Source organism: Chitinophaga sp. (genome assembly GCF_035564935.1).
Lineage (GTDB): Bacteria > Bacteroidota > Bacteroidia > Chitinophagales > Chitinophagaceae > Chitinophaga.
Genome location: NZ_DATMTE010001031.1, coordinates 1 through 16,162 on the forward strand (window position 1 = coordinate 1; position 16,162 = coordinate 16,162).

Sequence of the window (16,162 nt, forward strand, 5' to 3'; positions counted from 1 at the left end):
ACCCGAATTTAATTTAAAAATAGATCCAATTATTTTATAAGCCATAGAAAATGAATGACATACTTATCGTGCCGGCTATAACGGCGGAAGTGGAACTGTTACAGCAAATAGCCCGTGAAACCTTCCAGGAAAGCTTTGCAGCCGACAATACACCGGAAAATATGAAACAATACCTGCAGGACAATTTCAGTATCGCCAAATTATCTGCAGAGCTGAGCGAGCCGGATTCCCAATTCTATTTCGCCATGCTGAAAAACCAGCCGATCGGTTATATGAAAGTAAATTTCAAAACGGCACAGTCGGAGTTGTACAACAGCCGGGCGGTAGAACTGGAACGCATATACGTATTAAAATCGCACCAGGGAAAAAAGATAGGCCAGCAGCTGTTCAACCAGGCCGTAACCCTTGCAATGGAAGTACAGGCGCCTTTCCTGTGGCTTGGCGTATGGGAACACAACACTAAAGCAATCGCCTTTTACCGGAAAAACGGCTTCGCACAATTCGCCACTCATCCCTTTCAGCTGGGCACCGACATGCAAACGGATCTTGTGATGCGGTTAGACCTGCCATTGCATAAGCTGTAATAAATTTATTTCATTACCTTAGCGCCCCTTTTTACAATAAATGCGCGGTTCATGAATCATTTCCCCGTATCCAGCTCTCATCTTTCCGCGTTGCACCTGGCGCTGTTCCTGCAGTCACAATACGATGAGGCAGGCGGCGCCGGCTGTCATCTGATCCGGTCTGGTATCAACGATACCTACCAGGTAACTGCTTCCTCCGGCAAGTACATATTTCGCGTGTATAGCCTGCACTGGCGCACCATTCCCGAAATTTCCGAAGAACTCCGCTTACTGCTGCTGCTCAAAGAAAACGGCATCCCGGTGTCATGGCCGCTGGCCGATAAACAGGGAAACTTTATACAAACCCTGAATGCGCCGGAAGGCGAACGGTACGGGGTGTTATTTTCTTTTGCAGAAGGAGAAAAACTACTCCACTACGATGAGGAAGTGCATGTAAAAATTGGCAGCGTCATGGCCCGCATGCACCAGCTCACGGAGTTGATGTCGCTGAACAGGATTACCTATACCACTAAAAATTTACTGGAAGCCCCGCTGGAGTCCATTAAAAAATTCCTGCCCGCAGATTCAGCGGAAATGATTTTCATGAAAGAAGCACAGGCCCATCTGTTACAGGTATTACAGCATGTCGATCTTTCTGCCATCCGCCAGGGAGTGGTGCATATGGACATCTGGTTCGATAATATGAACATCCGCGCCAACCAGGAAATTACCCTGTTCGACTTCGATTTCTGCGGCAATGGCTGGCAATGTCTCGATGTAGCTTACTATATCCTGCAACTGCACAGCCTTATCCGCGACATGCCCGAATGCCAGGCCAAAACAAACCGCTTCCTGGAAGGCTATAACGCCATCACCCCACTCAGTGCAGAAGAAAAAAGACTGATACCCGCACTGGGCGTATGCATGTATTTCTTTTACCTGGGCGTTCAATGCGACCGGTATCACAACTGGTCCAATTCTTTTTTAAATGAAAGCTACCTGAAAAGGTTTATCAATTTGTTAGTGAAACGATATTATGACCTGTACCTCCTCAATACATCAACGGTAAATCCATAGCAACATCGGCCGGGACGAAGTGTCAATAAGAGGTTGTAACGAGGCGAAGTAATCCGGGTTCAGTGTAGGACATCCGTCGCTGCGGCAAATCCCCTGCTGCTGCGCGAGTGCCGGTACGCAGGTGTGGCTGTGCAACACTACAAAACGGTCAAAAGCCCGGCTGTTGCTGCTGTCGAGCCCATACAATTTATACGCCGTACCAAACCGGCCACTATACTTACCGCCTATACGATATTTACCCAGTGAAGAACAACGGCTACCCGGCACATTGGAAAACACCACTTTCTCTGCCCTGAAATCCGGTCCCTGCCCATGCGCCACCAGGCCGCTGCTTTGTATCCTGCGATGTAACAGGTCGTAGCAAATAAACCTTTTGCCCCCGGAAAATACGCTGAAATCAACCAGGAAAGCATAACGGGTGTTGTATCCGTGCTTAACGGCATATTGTTGTAAAATTTTTGCTTTCTTGTGTAAAAGGATGGCATCAGGCGTCATCACCAGTTCCTCCACCGGGGATGAAGACGGGGTTATAACATGGGGAGAGGTGTTTTTTTCTTTACAGGCGGCAAGGAAAAGTATTGGCAGCAGCCAGCCGCCCGATGCTTTAAACCGTATCATGCATGTGAGATGCAGTACCTTGTATTTTCCATATGCCTCCGCCGGAAAAAACCAGCGAAGGCGATTTTTATTCCCAGATCTCTTTTACATGAATAAGGATGGAATACCGGCCGGTAGGTGGAAAATGGCCGATATGCAGTTGTGTTTCATCAAAGGGCTGCGGCAGTTTATCAGCATATTGCAGGTATAATTCCTGTACCACGGCAATGGCTTCTTCCTTATTTTCAACCACCCACGATTTGGCTGTCCTGTTGTTGTCAAACTGCTGGTTAAAGGTTTTCCTTGCCTGCTCCGTTTGTTCAAAAGGCACTACCTTCAGGGTCCACACCTCTCCTATCTTCTCCGGCTGCGCAGGCGCATCCAGGTTGATCTTAAACCGTTCCAATCCCGCAGGATCCAGGGCGCGCATAATATCCATCGCAACTGACATAATTGTATTTTTGCTGAACCGCAATATTACAACTTCCTGCAAATTTATCTTTTACTCACCACCCTTTACCTTCATCTGCAACGTATAAATTCCCTTGCCTGCTGTGATGAACAGGATATCATTGTTCTTTCCGCCAAAACAGGCATTGGCCGTCCACCCTTCCGGAACTGCGATCTGGCCTATCTTCTGTCCGTCTTTATTAATAACGGTAACGCCATTGCCACAGAGATAAAGATTCCCCTGTTCATCAAGCGCCAAACCATCTGTTGATTTTTCCGCCATGAGATGGCGGTCGCTCAAACTGCCGTTTGCATTCACGTTGTAGCGGTATATTTTGCCTGCGCCGATATCTGCCACATATACCAGCTTCCCGTCGGGGGTGCCGATAATGCCGTTGGGCTTTTTTATATCCGACGCGGCCACTACGGCCTCTTTGGCGCCGGGCGCCAGGTAGTAAACATTCTCTTCTTTCAGGTCGGGTTGTTTACGTTCCCAGTAATCGCGCTGGTAGTAAGGATCCGTGAAATACATACCACCGCCGGGAGCTATCCATACATCGTTGGGCCCATTGAACTGATGCCCCCCGAAATTATTCAGGAGCACTTTTACTTTTCCCCTTGGAGAGATGGACCATAACTCGTATTTCTCATCCGCGCACACTACCAGGTTGCCTTTTCTATCGAAATACATCCCGTTGGCTCGACCAGCTTTGTCTGAAAAAACGGAGAGCTTCCCCTGCGTATCATATTTCCAGATCTTATTATTGGGCTGATCGGTGAAATAGATATTCCCTTTTTTATCGGCCGCAGGGCCTTCCGTAAAATCGAATTGTTTTGAAACCAGCTCCAACCGGGCATTTTCAGCTACCGTTGGCGGAATAGTGTCTTGTGTGGCTGCTCCTGCGCTTATATAGCAACAGGTTCCGAATAGTAACGTGGAATAGAATTTTAACCGCATATAGTTCCGTCAGTTTTCACAATTGTAATCAATCCGGCGGAGAATTTTTTCTAAAAATAACAGAAGATGGCTGATAAGAATGATAAAGAGAGATACAGGCAGGTGGTGGCAGTAATGCGCCGGCTATATAAATAGCCCGCCTGCAGGTTAAAACATGATATAAATTTTTTGGGGTAACCAACGCTGAATGACATTTCCCCGATCTTAGAATGGCGTTCTTAATTCAGTTGGAATGCTATCTTGTATGGATGAAGTCGTGTACCGGTTACAAGGCAAAATTATCGTGATTAACGGCCTCTTCATAGTACAAAAACGACATCTTTAGCACTTACACCATTATTTTATGTAGCCGGATAGTGTTCCTGAGATCATCTTCGTGGATAAAGGAAGGCGTTATCCCCGCAAATTTCTTGAAGTCGCGGATAAAATGCATCTGATCATAGTAGCCGCTGTTATAGGCAATCTCCGTCCAGGTTTTCTGCGGAAACAGTTCTTTCAGCTGGTAAGCCTTACAGAAACGGATAAGCCGTGCGTATTGCTTGGGCGGCATGCCCAGTCTCTCGGTGCATTTCCGTTCAAACTGCCGCAGGCTCAGGCAAGCCAGCGAAGCCAGTTCCTCCATGGTAATATTGCCACCGCTGCCCACCAGAGCCGCCATGGCTTTGTCTACCGGCAACACCGGCTTCAGCACAGATACTTTCTTCAGCAGGTAAAATTCAATGATACTTATCATGTGCGCCCAGTTGTCTGCCCCTTTCAGTCGCTCCGTAATTTCTTCTATTTCATTTCCCAGTAACAAACGGGTATCAAAATCCTGCTCATATATTTCAGACATAGGGATCTTTAACAGCCGGTGCAAACCACTGGGTTGAAAAGCAATACACAGCGCCAGGTGCCGGCTACCCATATCCAGGGTCACGGCCTGGTCCTGCGGACCAATGGTTACACAAACCGACTTGGTAATAAAATCACCGTTACCGGCTTTTAATACTTTAATGGGATCTTCCAGGTAAAAAATAATGTATCGCTGATAGGTGGGCACAAAACGGTATATATTTGACAATCCCCGGGTTTTGGTAAAGTCAACTTCGTAAATACTAATACAATGTACTAAATCCTGCAGCGCGGGATGTGGCTTATAGATTTCTGATTTCATGGATGTGTTTCGGCTATAGGTGCTCAGTACTGCGTTCCTCCTTTCAAAGATAGGTAATTAATAAAAAAGTCAGCCAATGCTACCGGTAAGCGTTATCTTCTACCCTTTAATTTTACTTTATATTTAAAGATGAAAATTGCGATAACGGGCGCTTCGGGGTATATAGGCAGCGTACTGGTCCCGCTACTACTGTCTGGAGGCCATACCCTGCGGCTGCTTACCCGTAAATCCCCGCCGCAAACCGGCCCGGAACAGCTTACCTTCGTGCAGGGCCACCTGCTGGATGAAGCTGCTATCAACAGCCTGGTGGCCGGCGCTGAAGTGGTAATACACCTTGCAGCGGTGATTTCGGTAGATGACCGGCCCGATAAAGCGCTTTTCGATACCAATACCGGCGGCACCCGGCTCCTGGCTGCAGCGGCACAACAAGCCGGTGTTAAAAGGTTTATTCATCTCAGTTCTGTTACCGCCTATAACCAGGCGCCCTACGATGAACGGATGGATGAAAGTCGCAGCCCGGCCACCACCACCCGCTACGGTTACGACTACTCGAAAGCGGTATCACAGGCCATTGCATTGTCGTACAACGGCCACGGTATGGAAGTGATAGCACTGGCGCCCACGGCGGTCATGGGGCCGTTCGATCAGCAACCGTCGCTGATAGGTAAAGCGGTGATCAATATGTACAAAGGTAAAATACCCGCCCTTTTTCCCGGCGGCGTTGATTTTACCGACGTAAGGGATGTGGCCGGGACCATTGTAAATGCTTTAACCCGCGGAACACCGGGCGCCGCTTACCTTTTAAGCGGCGAATGGATCTCCCTGGTAACCCTGCACCGGGAGATCCGCCACATAAAAGGACGCCCGGTAACGCTGCCGGTAGTACCTTTGTGGCTTGTATTCAGTATGCTGCCATTAGTGAGAATCCTGGCAGCCATCAGCGGCGGTCCTCCTTTTTACACACGGCAGTCGGTATACAACCTGGTGTACAGCAATAAAAAAATTGATCATTCAAAGGCGGCAACGGAACTTGGTTTCCAGCCACGGCCTTTCACGGAAACCCTTCGGGACACTATTGATTGGTTCAAACAAACAGGCGCTATCAAATGATTGACTATTTACCACTACGCGGTTATGTTGTTTTTATCTGCTGCTGGATAGCCACCGGTATCGGGGCCGGCATCTACCTGCTGCGCCGCGAAGCCCCCTACGGGCGCTACAGCAGCAACAACTGGGGCCCCATGATCTCCAACAAAGCCGGCTGGTTGCTGATGGAATCTACCGTGCTCGTCACCTTCCTGGTATGGCTGCCCCTACGTACTTTCCAATGGCGTTCCCCCGCGGGCGTTATGGTGTGCCTCTTCTTCCTGCACTATATACACCGCAGTTTCGTATACCCGTTCATGATACGTACCAAAGGAAAAAAAATGCCGGTAGTGATCATGCTGTCGGCCATGCTGTTCAATACCGTGAACGGCTCGCTGCTGGGCATCTGGTTCACCGCATTTGCACACTATCCCGACAGCTGGTTCTTTTCCCCCGCATTTATTGCAGGGCTATTGCTTTTTGCTGTGGGCATGTATATCAACTGGCAATCAGACTACTACCTGATACAACTGAGAAAAAAACATGAAACCGGTTATAAGCTCCCTCAAAAAGGGCTCTTCAGGTACCTTTCCTCGCCCAATCTCACCGGAGAAATAATGGAATGGGGCGGCTACGCATTGCTTACCTGGAGCCTGCCGGCGCTGGCCTTCTTCATCTGGACCTGCGCCAACCTGGTACCCCGTGCAATCGCCAACCACCGCTGGTATCAGCAACAGTTCCCTGCATACCCGGCCAACAGAAAAGTATTACTTCCCTTCACCTGGTAACCTACGGCATATGGCAAAAAAGTACAGTCAGTTCAAAGCAGCATTGGTAATGGCAAAAGCAAGCCTTATTGCTACTTTGCGCAGTCCCACTTCCGTTGTTTTTGCCCTGCTGTTCCCGGTGATCTTCGTAACGGTTTTTGGCGCTATGGTAGACAGTACGGCAGTGAAGCTGAAGATCAGGCTGTCGCCGCAGAGCGATAGCGCCAGTCCTATGTATGCAGCCATTAAAGCCATTCCTATTTTCGACCTGGCCTATGGCAGCGATTCCGCCGCCCTGCTGTCTGATCTCAAAAAAGGAAGGATTGCCGGGATACTTTATCTTCATCCGCCGGCAGTGGTCAATGGTGTACCGCAATTCCGGACCGATTTGCTCGGCAGCAGCGCCGTAGCAGATAAAATGCCCCTGATCCGTGCAGCCCTGCAGGCGGCCGCCGTACAGGTGAACCAGCGGGTACTACCCGGGCAGCCCACTCCTGCTGCAATCCGCGAAATAACTATCCCCGGCAGGGTGTATCGGCAGATAGATTTTATTTTACCGGGACAACTGGGCTTTTCCCTGCTCATGGCAGGCGTATTCAGCTCCGCTTTCCTCCTGTTTAACCTGCGGCATACGCTGGTACTCAAACGCATCTACGTAACGCCGGTAAGCCGCGCAGCCATCCTGGCAGGTGAAATGATCAGCCGTTTATTATTCCAGGTGATCTGTTTTATGATCATCACAGCGCTGGGATATTTTGCGTTTCATTTTACGCTGGTGAACGGGTTGTTTACTTTCATGGAAATGTTGCTGCTCTCCGTATTCGGGCTGGTTATTTTTATGGGCATCGGTTTTATTATCAGCGGTATGATCCGCAATGAGAGCTCCATTGCGCCGGTTGCCAACACGCTCACAGTACCCCAGATATTACTTTGCGGTTTATTTTTTCCTATAGATAATTATCCCGTGTGGTTACGCAGTTTTTGTGAATTGTTACCACTTACTTTTTTTGTAGACGGACTACGGAAAATCGCCTTCGAAGGTTCACACATCTGGCAGATCCCCTGGCAACTGGGAGGGCTCGTCGTGTGGGGCGTGCTCATTGCAGCACTATCCATCAGGTCATTCAAATGGGAATAAAAAGGTTGTCGCGCCTGCCCCTTTTTGTGTCTTATACGGCCACCTTTTTCCCCGGGGAAGTGGCTTAACTTTATGCCATCTTCTTAAACACAAAAAAATAACAACATGGCAGCAGTGAATCCTTACCTGAATTTCAACGGCAACTGTGAAGAAGCCTTCAATTTTTACAAATCTGTTTTTGAGAAAGAATTTCAAACATTTTCACGCTTCGGCGATATGGAGCATTGTTCGGAAGGGGAAGAAAATAAAGTGATGCACGTGGCTATACCGTTGGGCAAAGGTTCTTTCCTGTTTGGCAGCGACCAGCCGGCTCAATATGGCCCGGGTACCGCCGGAAATCTTTTCTTCGTGGCCATTGAAGCAGAAAGCGAAGCGGAGGCCGACAAACTGTTCAACGGGCTTTCAAAAGGCGGCCAGGCTACTATGCCCATGAACAAGGCGCCCTGGAATGCTTACTTCGGCATGTTAACCGATCCGTTCGGCGTATCCTGGCTCATCAACTACGATTATGCCCGGTAAGGCTGATAATCCCTTAAAGAAACAGCAGCCGGTTCACTCCACTGAACCGGCTGTTTTCATTTAGTGCAACAGTTAAGGGTCAGCATTCCCTTTTATTGATTAGCTATTAAGCTGGTCAGTTGTTTATCCAGCTGTTCCCCCCGCAGGTTCTTTGCAATAATTTTTCCATCCGGCGCAATCAGGTAATTGGTAGGCACGCCACGCACGCCGTACCGGCGAGCCACGGCATTGTCCCAGTACTTAAGATCGGATACATGCACAAAATCCTGTAAACCGTCCTTTTCAATAGCGCCCAGCCAGGCTGCTTTCTTCCCGGGCTGATCCAGCGACACGCTTAACACCATGAAGTTCTTATCGTGAAATTTCTTATAAGCCGCCACCACATTGGGATTTTCAGCACGGCATGGGCCACACCAGGAGGCCCAGAAATCCAGCAATACATATTTCCCCCTGAAGTCCGATAATTTCACGGGCTTGTCGTTGATGTCGTTTTGCGTAAAGTCCGGTGCAGGTGCACCGATACCTAATGCCTTTTCTGTTTCCATGGACTGGTAAAACTCCTGCCCGGCAGGGCTTTTCTTCAATGCCGCGCTAAGGCCGTTATACATCGGGGTAAGCTCCTTCAGGTTCATATTATTCATCACCGCCAGCTCTTTCAGGGCTACAATACTGAAAAAAGAGTTGGGGTTTTCCCCGACGAACTTACGCTGCAACGCTTTCTTTTCATCAATGGCTGCATGGAACCTGGTGTTCAGGTTATTGGTAAAAGCGGTGTCGTTCCTTTGTGCCTCTGTAGCGCCGCCGTAGTCTTTATTGATACCTGCCATCAGCGTATCATACACCGAAATAAACGATTTGTAGCGGTCGTATTCCTTGTTTACAGGCGACCCGGTGATCACGGCATCGCTGATATTACCGGTACTGGCCACGGTAAAAGTGGCATTATCCAGGTACAGCAGGCGGCGGTCTGTATCCGGACCATGACCAGTAAGCCCCGCGCCGCTATGGTCTACCGTCAGCATCACCAGGTAGGGCGACTTCAAAGTGCCTTTAAATTGAAAGCTGCCATCTTTGATAACGGCAGAGTCGAGAAAGGTTTCCCCGTTTACACGGCGGTCAAGATAAGCCTTGGCGCCGGGTGCTGTTTGCCCCACTTTGCCTTTCAGCGTATATGCCTGCTGGGCAAAGGTAATGGCCGGCAACACCAGTGCCGCTAATAATGTACCTGTTTTCATAAATTAACTGTATAACGTTGGTTTATAAAACATAAAGCACAGAACCACCTGAATCTTAGCGTTTGTTTGTTTTTTTTATGTGGTATGGCCCTGCCCGCAGCGGTTTAACAGTAGTTAACATTGTAGTAATAAACTAATTAGCGTTATTGCCGTCTAATAAACCGTAGCCAGCTACCGAATAATTATCGGCCGTTTTTTGAACAATACATTAAACGGATAGTTACTCATAGTACCTGATTGCTGTCTGTATTATTTAATGAACCGTAAAACGCTATGAGTCGATCTACAATTGCGCTTTTGTTGCTGGTATGCTGTGCCTGCAAAAACAATAAGCAAGGCAGTACAAAAAATACCCTTAAGCCCTACCCTGTTATGGTATTGCAGCCCAAAAACGCCATCATCAATGCCGACTATCCCGCTACCATCCAGGGTATCCAGAACATTGAGATCCGTCCTAAAATAGATGGATATGTGGATGCCATCTACATTGATGAAGGCGCCACCGTTAAAAAAGGACAGCTGCTGTTCCGCATCAGCGCTCCCCAGTATGAACAAAACGTAAACACTGCCCAGGCCAATATTAAAATTGCCGTGGCAGATGTAAATGCGGCGCAGATGCAGCTCAACAAAGTAAAACCGCTGGTGGAAAAAGATATTATCAGCGCCTACGAACTGGAAGCTGCCGCCTACAACCTGCAATCCAAACAGGCCGCACTGGCGCAGGCACAGGCTGCGCTTAACAATGCCAAAACCAACTTAAGCTATACTACCATTTACAGCCCCGCCGATGGCGTAGTAGGTATATTGCCCTACAAGATCGGGAGCCTGGTGAACAGTACCACCACCAATCCGCTCACCACCGTTTCAAATATTACACAGATCTACGCTTATTTTTCCATCAATGAAAGACAGGGACTCGATTTCTTCCTGGCTTCCAAAGGCGCTACCATGCAGGAAAAACTAGCCACCTTACCACCGGTAACACTGGTACTGGCAAACGGGATCGTACTGCCGCGGCAGGGCCGCGTGGAAACGGCCAGCGGTTTGATCAACCCCTCCACAGGCGCCCTCAATATGAGAGCTACCTTCTCCAATCCCGATGGCCTGGTACGCAGCGGTAGCAGCGCCATTGTAAGGATACCCCAACCTATAGATACCGCCCTGCTGGTGCCGCAAAAAGCCACCTTCCAGATCCAGGGTAAACTGTTCGTGTATGTAATGGATGCAGATAATAAAGTAAGATCAGTAGACATAGGCTCCAATGCCAGCGCCGCCGGGCAATCGTTTGTAGTGCAGCACGGTGTGAAAAAGGGCGATAAAATAGTGGTAGACGGGATCAGTAACCTGCGGGAAGACCAGCTGATCCAACCCCGCCTCGTAAACGCAGACAGTGTTTACAACAGTCTCTGATCCATTTAAAACAATGTCATGTTAAAAAGATTTATAGAGCGGCCGGTATTGTCAACAGTAGTGTCGATCATTATTGTTACACTGGGCATATTGGGACTGGTATCACTACCCATCTCCCAGTATCCCGATATTGCGCCTCCCACCATACAGGTACAAACCTCCTACAGCGGCGCCAATGCCGATGTGGTGCTGAAAAGCGTGGTAGTACCGCTGGAACAGCAGATCAACGGGGTGGAGAATATGGACTATATCACCTCCACCGCCGGTAACGACGGATCCGCCAATATTACCGTGAGCTTCAAGATCGGCAGCGATCCCAATATGGCGGCAGTGAACGTACAAAACGCCGTAGCCCGCGCCACACCGCTGCTGCCGCAGGAAGTAACCCGCTCCGGCGTTACCGTGCAGAAGAAACAGACCAGTAACCTGCTCATCTTCTCCATTTACAGTACCAACCCTACTTTCGATCAAACCTTCCTGCAAAACTATACCGACATCAATATTACACCGGTGATCAAACGTATCCCTGGTGTGGGCGATGCCTCAGCCTCCGGTAACATGGACTATTCCATGCGGATCTGGCTCAATACACAGGCCATGGCTTCGTACGGACTGGTGCCGGCCGATATCACCGCCGCCCTGGCGGAACAGAATATCCAGGCGGCTCCCGGCCAGTTCGGGGAAAGCGGCGGGCAATCGTTCCAGTACGTGATCAAGTACCCCGGTACGCTTATAGACACTACCCAGTTCGGTAATATTGTACTGCGTTCCAACCTGCGCAGCCGCCTGCTGCGCATGAAGGATGTGGCCCGCATTGAGCTGGGCGCTCTCAGCTACTTCAACAGTACCCGCACCAACGGCTACCCGGCCGTTTCTGTAAGCGTGGCCCAGGTAGCCGGCTCCAATGCCCGCGATGTGGTACGCGAAACGCTGAAGGTAATGGAAGAAGCCTCCAAAACTTTTCCTAAAGGCGTGAAATACGTGGTGCTGCAAAACGTGGACGATTTCCTCACCGCCTCAATAGATAAAGTATTGCATACACTGGTGGAAGCATTCATACTGGTATTCCTGGTGGTATTCATTTTCCTGCAGGATTTCCGCTCCACGCTGATCCCCGCCATATCCGTTCCGGTGGCAATTATAGGCACTTTCTTTTTCCTTAAGCTATTTGGATTTACCATCAACCTGCTCACGCTTTTTGCGCTGATCCTGGCCATTGGTATTGTGGTAGATGATGCTATTGTGATCGTGGAAGCCGTACATGCCCGTTTGGACACCGGCTACAAATCGGCCCGCAAAGCAAGTATTGACGCACTGGATGAAATATCCGGCGCTATTGTGTCTATTACGCTGGTAATGTCGGCAGTGTTTATCCCGGTTAGTTTTATCGGTGGTTCCTCGGGCATTTTCTACAAGCAGTTCGGTCTTACGCTGGCCATTGCCATTGTGCTGTCTGCCATCAATGCACTTACACTGAGCCCGGCGCTCTGTGCTATTTTCCTGCGACCTCACGGGAAGGAACATACGAAAATGAACTTCCTGCAACGTTTTTATAGGGCGTTCAACGTAGCCTTTGAAAAAATGACCAGGCGGTACGCGGAGGCCCTTCGCTTTTTCGGCAAAAGGAAATGGATCCCGCTGGGTATATTGATCATTTTCTGCGCCGGCCTGCTCATCCTCTCCAAAACAACGCCCACCGCATTTGTTCCGGCAGAAGATATGGGTACCATTAACTGTAACATCAGCTTACCACCCGATGCCTCTCTGGAACGTACCGATGTGGTAGCACGAAAAATTGAAAAGATCGCAGGCACTATCCCTGAAATCAATAATGTACTGGCGGTTACCGGTCGCGGACAGCTATCCGGTACCGGCAGCAACTACGGCATGGTGGTAATGCGGCTCATCCCCTGGAACCAGCGTACACGCAACATCCAGCAGATCATTAAGGAACTGAATAAGAAAACAGCCGATATGACGGAAGCAGAGATCAAGTTCTTTGCTCCCAACACCATCCAGGGATTCGGCGCCTCCAACGGGTTCGCATTCCAGTTGCAGGATAAAACCGGCGGCGATATTGCGCACTTTTTTAAGGTGAGCAAAGACTTCCTCACGGTGCTGAATGAACGGCCGGAGATCCAGTTCGCCACCACTTCTTTCAATCCTAACTTCCCGCAATACCTGATGAACGTAAACGTGCCGAAGATCAAGGACGCGGGACTGAATGTAACGGATATCACCAATGCCATGCAGGGATATTTCGGTGGTATCTACGCCTCCAACTTCAACCAGTTCGGGCAGCAGTACCGGGTAATGGTGCAGGCCTCGCCGGAGTTCCGGATGACGCAGGAAAGCCTGAATGCCGTATTTGTGCGCACGGCGGATGGCGTGATGGTACCTATCACAGAGTTTGTAAGTCTTTCGCAAACCTATGGCCCGCAAGCCATCACACGGTTTAACCTTTTCACTTCCATCAGCATTAACGGTTCGCCCAACACCGGGGTCAGCTCCGGTGAAGCCATTAACGCCATCCAGCAGGCGGCCGCAGAAACGCTGCCCACCGGCTTTGGCTTCGAGTTTTCGGGCCTTAGCCGTGAAGAGCTGGCAGGCGGTAGTCAAACCATCTTCATTTTCCTGCTGTGCCTCATTTTCGTGTATCTGTTGCTCAGTGCGCAGTATGAAAGTTACCTGCTGCCTTTCGCGATCCTGCTGGCCATACCGGTGGGTATTTTCGGCGCCTTCCTGTTTGCACAGATCTTTGGCGTGAGCAACAACATTTATGTACAGATCACCCTGATCATGCTGATAGGGTTGCTTGCTAAAAATGCGATCCTCATAGTAGAGTATGCCGCCGAAAGAAGACGTGCAGGCATGAGCATTGCGGAAGCGGCGGTAAGCGGTGCGCAGGCGAGGTTACGGCCTATCCTCATGACTTCCTTCGCCTTCATCCTCGGGCTTATTCCTTTGATGCTGGCCACCGGCGCGGGCGCCAACGGCAACCGCTCCATAGGTACAGGCGCTGTGGGCGGCATGCTCACAGGTACAGTATTCGGTGTATTCATCACCCCTACTTTGTTTATCATCTTCCAAACCTTACAGGAAAAAATAAAACGTGCGCCGGAAGAAGAAGACGATGAGGAAGAAAATCAACCACCGGCTACCGCACCGGTATCTTAAAAAAATCTGCCGCAGGCAGATATCAAAACAGGTAATATGAACGGTCGAAACAGCATATATATTTTACTTCTTTTCATCCTGGCAGGATGCATTACGGCCTGCCGTATCACGAAGCCTTACCAGCCTCCCGCTATTACGGATAATAACCTGTACCGGGACGTGAATACGACAGATACCAACAGTCTGGCCAGGGTTCACTGGAAAGAAATTTTCACGGACACACTTTTACAACAGCTGATCGCTACCGGTATCCGCAACAATCTTGATCTGCAGGTAGCCTGGTCGCGGATGCGGCAGGCGGAAGCTAATTATGCACAAAGCAGGCAGGCGCTGTATCCTTCGGTAAACGGAGATGTAAGCGCTGCCTATGCAGGCGCCTCCAATCAGCAACGTACAGGCAGAACCGTTATACCGCAGCAATACAACGCAGGATTGGCCGCTGCCTGGGAAGCGGATATCTGGGGTAAGCTGCGCAGCAACAAGCGCGCGGGCCTGGCCGCGTTCCTGCAAGCCACCGCCAATGCCCGGGCCGTGCAAACAGGGCTTATTGCCAGCATTGCCACTAACTATTATAACCTTACCGCATTGGATCAGCAACTGAAAATCACCCAGCAAACCGTGGTGAACTGGCAGGCTACCGTGGAGGTAATGAAGGAATTGAAAAAGGGCGATGTGGTAACCGGCGCGGCAGTGGTACAAAGTGAAGCCAGCAGGTATGCCGCGGAAGTAACCATCCCTGATCTGAAACAATCGATCCGCGAAACCGAGAACCAGCTGAACCTCTTGCTGGGACAAGCTCCCGGCCCTATCGCCCGCAGCGGCCTGGACGACCAGCAGCCTGTAATGCTGCTAAAAACAGGCGTGCCGGCACAATTGCTGGCGAACCGCCCGGATGTGCAGGCCGCTGAATATAACCTGCGCTATTACTATGAATTAACGAATGTGGCCCGCGCCTATTTTTATCCGGCGCTTACTATTTCCGCGTCGGGAGGTTATGCCAGTTACTTCTCCCTCACCGGTCCCGGTTCCTGGATCAGCAATCTTACAGCAGGGTTAACACAGCCCATCTTTAATCAGGGCATCAATAAAACACGCCTTAAAGTAGCGAAGGAACAGCAACAACAGGCTGCACTGGATTTCCGCACTGCCGTGTTAACGGCCGGGCAGGAAGTATCCAATGCCTTGTACTCTTATCAGACTGCTGTAGAAAAAGGCAATTCGCGGCGGTTGCAGCTCCAGAACCTGCAGTTGTCGGTAAACTATACCCAGGAACTGGTGAGATATGGATTTGCCAACTACACGGAAGTACTGAATGCGCAGCAAAATCTTTTAACAGCGCAACTGAGCAGGATCAATGATCACCTGCAGCAGCTGCAGGCCGTTGTATTCTTATACAGGGCGCTGGGCGGTGGCTGGCAATAATTCCTGCCGGAATGCAAAGGCAGGTATGGCCGCAGTACTGTTCAGCACCTCGTCTACCAACCCGAAATCCCGGGCTTCCGCCGCATCCATGAAATGATCGTTCCTGAAGGCATACGCTACTTCTTCTACAGAGCGGCCGGATTGTAAAGCGATGAGTTGAGAAAGTTTATGCTGCAGCCGGCCCTGTTCATTAAATGCGATCCGCACATCTTCAGTATATCCTTTGGCGCCGCCGCTGGCAGGATGCATGTGAACAGTAGCGTTAGGCAGCGCATAACGTTGCCCGCTGGCGCCGGCCGTGAGTATAACGGTGCCCATACTGCCGGTGAACCCCATGGCCGTAGTGGATACGGGCGATTTCAGCATTTTCATGGTATCATAAATTGCCATGCCGGCGTAGATCACGCCACCGGGGCTATTGATGTACATATTGATAGGCCGGTGATTTTCACTGTCGAGGTACAGCAGCTGCGCCACGATGAGATTAGCCACCTGGTCGTCGATGGCCGTGCCCAGGAAAATGATCCGCTCCTTCAGGAGCAGGCTGTATATATCAAACGCGCCGCGGCTTTCGCCGTCGATAACCGTAGGAACTAAAAAAGCCATG

15 protein-coding genes are annotated in these 16,162 nt (G+C 50.0%); 9 read left to right on the forward strand and 6 right to left on the reverse strand.

Annotated elements, in window-relative coordinates:
• Positions 1-50: 50 nt before the first annotated feature.
• A complete protein-coding gene (locus tag VN105_RS26730) occupies positions 51-584 on the forward strand; it encodes a GNAT family N-acetyltransferase (RefSeq protein ID WP_325646013.1) in 534 nt (177 codons plus the stop codon).
• Positions 585-635: 51 nt separating this feature from the next.
• Entirely contained in the window at positions 636-1,640 is a 1,005-nt protein-coding gene (locus VN105_RS26735; RefSeq protein ID WP_325646015.1) for a phosphotransferase enzyme family protein, read from the forward strand.
• Here the strand turns inward: VN105_RS26735 and VN105_RS26740 are convergent.
• The 4 genes from VN105_RS26740 to VN105_RS26755 all read right to left on the reverse strand — a co-directional run bounded on the left by VN105_RS26740 (position 1,623) and on the right by VN105_RS26755 (position 4,801).
• Positions 1,623-2,258: a murein L,D-transpeptidase catalytic domain-containing protein gene (locus VN105_RS26740; protein ID WP_325646017.1), complete on the reverse strand. Its 636-nt coding sequence runs from the start codon at positions 2,256-2,258 to the stop codon at positions 1,623-1,625. The two genes, VN105_RS26735 and VN105_RS26740, sit on opposite strands and share 18 nt — an antisense overlap.
• 67 nt (positions 2,259-2,325) lie before the next feature.
• Positions 2,326-2,688 carry a hypothetical protein gene (locus VN105_RS26745; RefSeq protein WP_325646019.1) on the reverse strand — a complete coding sequence of 121 codons (363 nt, stop codon included), beginning with the start codon at positions 2,686-2,688 and terminating at the stop codon, positions 2,326-2,328.
• Between the two features lie 51 nt (positions 2,689-2,739).
• Complete coding sequence (locus VN105_RS26750) at positions 2,740-3,645, reverse strand: SMP-30/gluconolactonase/LRE family protein (RefSeq protein ID WP_325646021.1); 906 nt, start codon at positions 3,643-3,645, stop codon at positions 2,740-2,742.
• 328 nt (positions 3,646-3,973) lie between these two features.
• Entirely contained in the window at positions 3,974-4,801 is an 828-nt protein-coding gene (locus VN105_RS26755) for a helix-turn-helix transcriptional regulator (RefSeq protein ID WP_325646023.1), read from the reverse strand.
• 129 nt (positions 4,802-4,930) lie between these two features.
• Between VN105_RS26755 and VN105_RS26760 the strand changes: the two genes are divergently transcribed.
• From VN105_RS26760 to VN105_RS26775, 4 genes are all read left to right on the forward strand, one after another.
• Positions 4,931-5,911 (forward strand): NAD-dependent epimerase/dehydratase family protein, encoded by a 981-nt coding sequence (locus VN105_RS26760; RefSeq protein WP_325646025.1) that lies wholly within the window; start codon positions 4,931-4,933, stop codon positions 5,909-5,911.
• The gene (locus tag VN105_RS26765; protein WP_325646026.1) at positions 5,908-6,675 is read left to right on the forward strand and encodes a methyltransferase; all 768 of its coding nucleotides are present in this window, start codon (positions 5,908-5,910) and stop codon (positions 6,673-6,675) included. Before VN105_RS26760 ends, VN105_RS26765 begins: the two co-directional genes overlap by 4 nt.
• Positions 6,676-6,685: 10 nt before the next feature.
• A complete protein-coding gene (locus VN105_RS26770) occupies positions 6,686-7,792 on the forward strand; it encodes an ABC transporter permease (protein WP_325646028.1) in 1,107 nt (368 codons plus the stop codon).
• Between the two features lie 105 nt (positions 7,793-7,897).
• Positions 7,898-8,311 carry a VOC family protein gene (locus tag VN105_RS26775; RefSeq protein ID WP_325646030.1) on the forward strand — a complete coding sequence of 138 codons (414 nt, stop codon included), beginning with the start codon at positions 7,898-7,900 and terminating at the stop codon, positions 8,309-8,311.
• A gap of 92 nt (positions 8,312-8,403) precedes the next feature.
• On the opposite strand, the gene VN105_RS26780 is transcribed toward VN105_RS26775, so the two are convergent.
• Positions 8,404-9,546, reverse strand: a complete 1,143-nt coding sequence (locus VN105_RS26780; RefSeq protein ID WP_325646032.1) for a TlpA disulfide reductase family protein — start codon at positions 9,544-9,546, stop codon at positions 8,404-8,406.
• 273 nt (positions 9,547-9,819) lie between these two features.
• On the opposite strand from VN105_RS26780, the gene VN105_RS26785 reads away from it, so the two are divergent.
• From VN105_RS26785 to VN105_RS26795, 3 genes are read left to right on the forward strand one after another with little or no spacing between them, the layout of a single operon-like run.
• Positions 9,820-10,956: an efflux RND transporter periplasmic adaptor subunit gene (locus VN105_RS26785; protein ID WP_325646034.1), complete on the forward strand. Its 1,137-nt coding sequence runs from the start codon at positions 9,820-9,822 to the stop codon at positions 10,954-10,956.
• Positions 10,957-10,974: 18 nt separating this feature from the next.
• Complete coding sequence (locus VN105_RS26790) at positions 10,975-14,133, forward strand: efflux RND transporter permease subunit (RefSeq protein WP_325646035.1); 3,159 nt, start codon at positions 10,975-10,977, stop codon at positions 14,131-14,133.
• Positions 14,134-14,169: 36 nt separating this feature from the next.
• Positions 14,170-15,555: an efflux transporter outer membrane subunit gene (locus tag VN105_RS26795; protein WP_325646037.1), complete on the forward strand. Its 1,386-nt coding sequence runs from the start codon at positions 14,170-14,172 to the stop codon at positions 15,553-15,555.
• On the opposite strand, the gene VN105_RS26800 is transcribed toward VN105_RS26795, so the two are convergent.
• Positions 15,523-16,161, reverse strand: a complete 639-nt coding sequence (locus VN105_RS26800) for an ATP-dependent Clp protease proteolytic subunit (protein ID WP_325646039.1) — start codon at positions 16,159-16,161, stop codon at positions 15,523-15,525. The two genes, VN105_RS26795 and VN105_RS26800, sit on opposite strands and share 33 nt — an antisense overlap.
• Position 16,162: the final 1 nt, after the last annotated feature.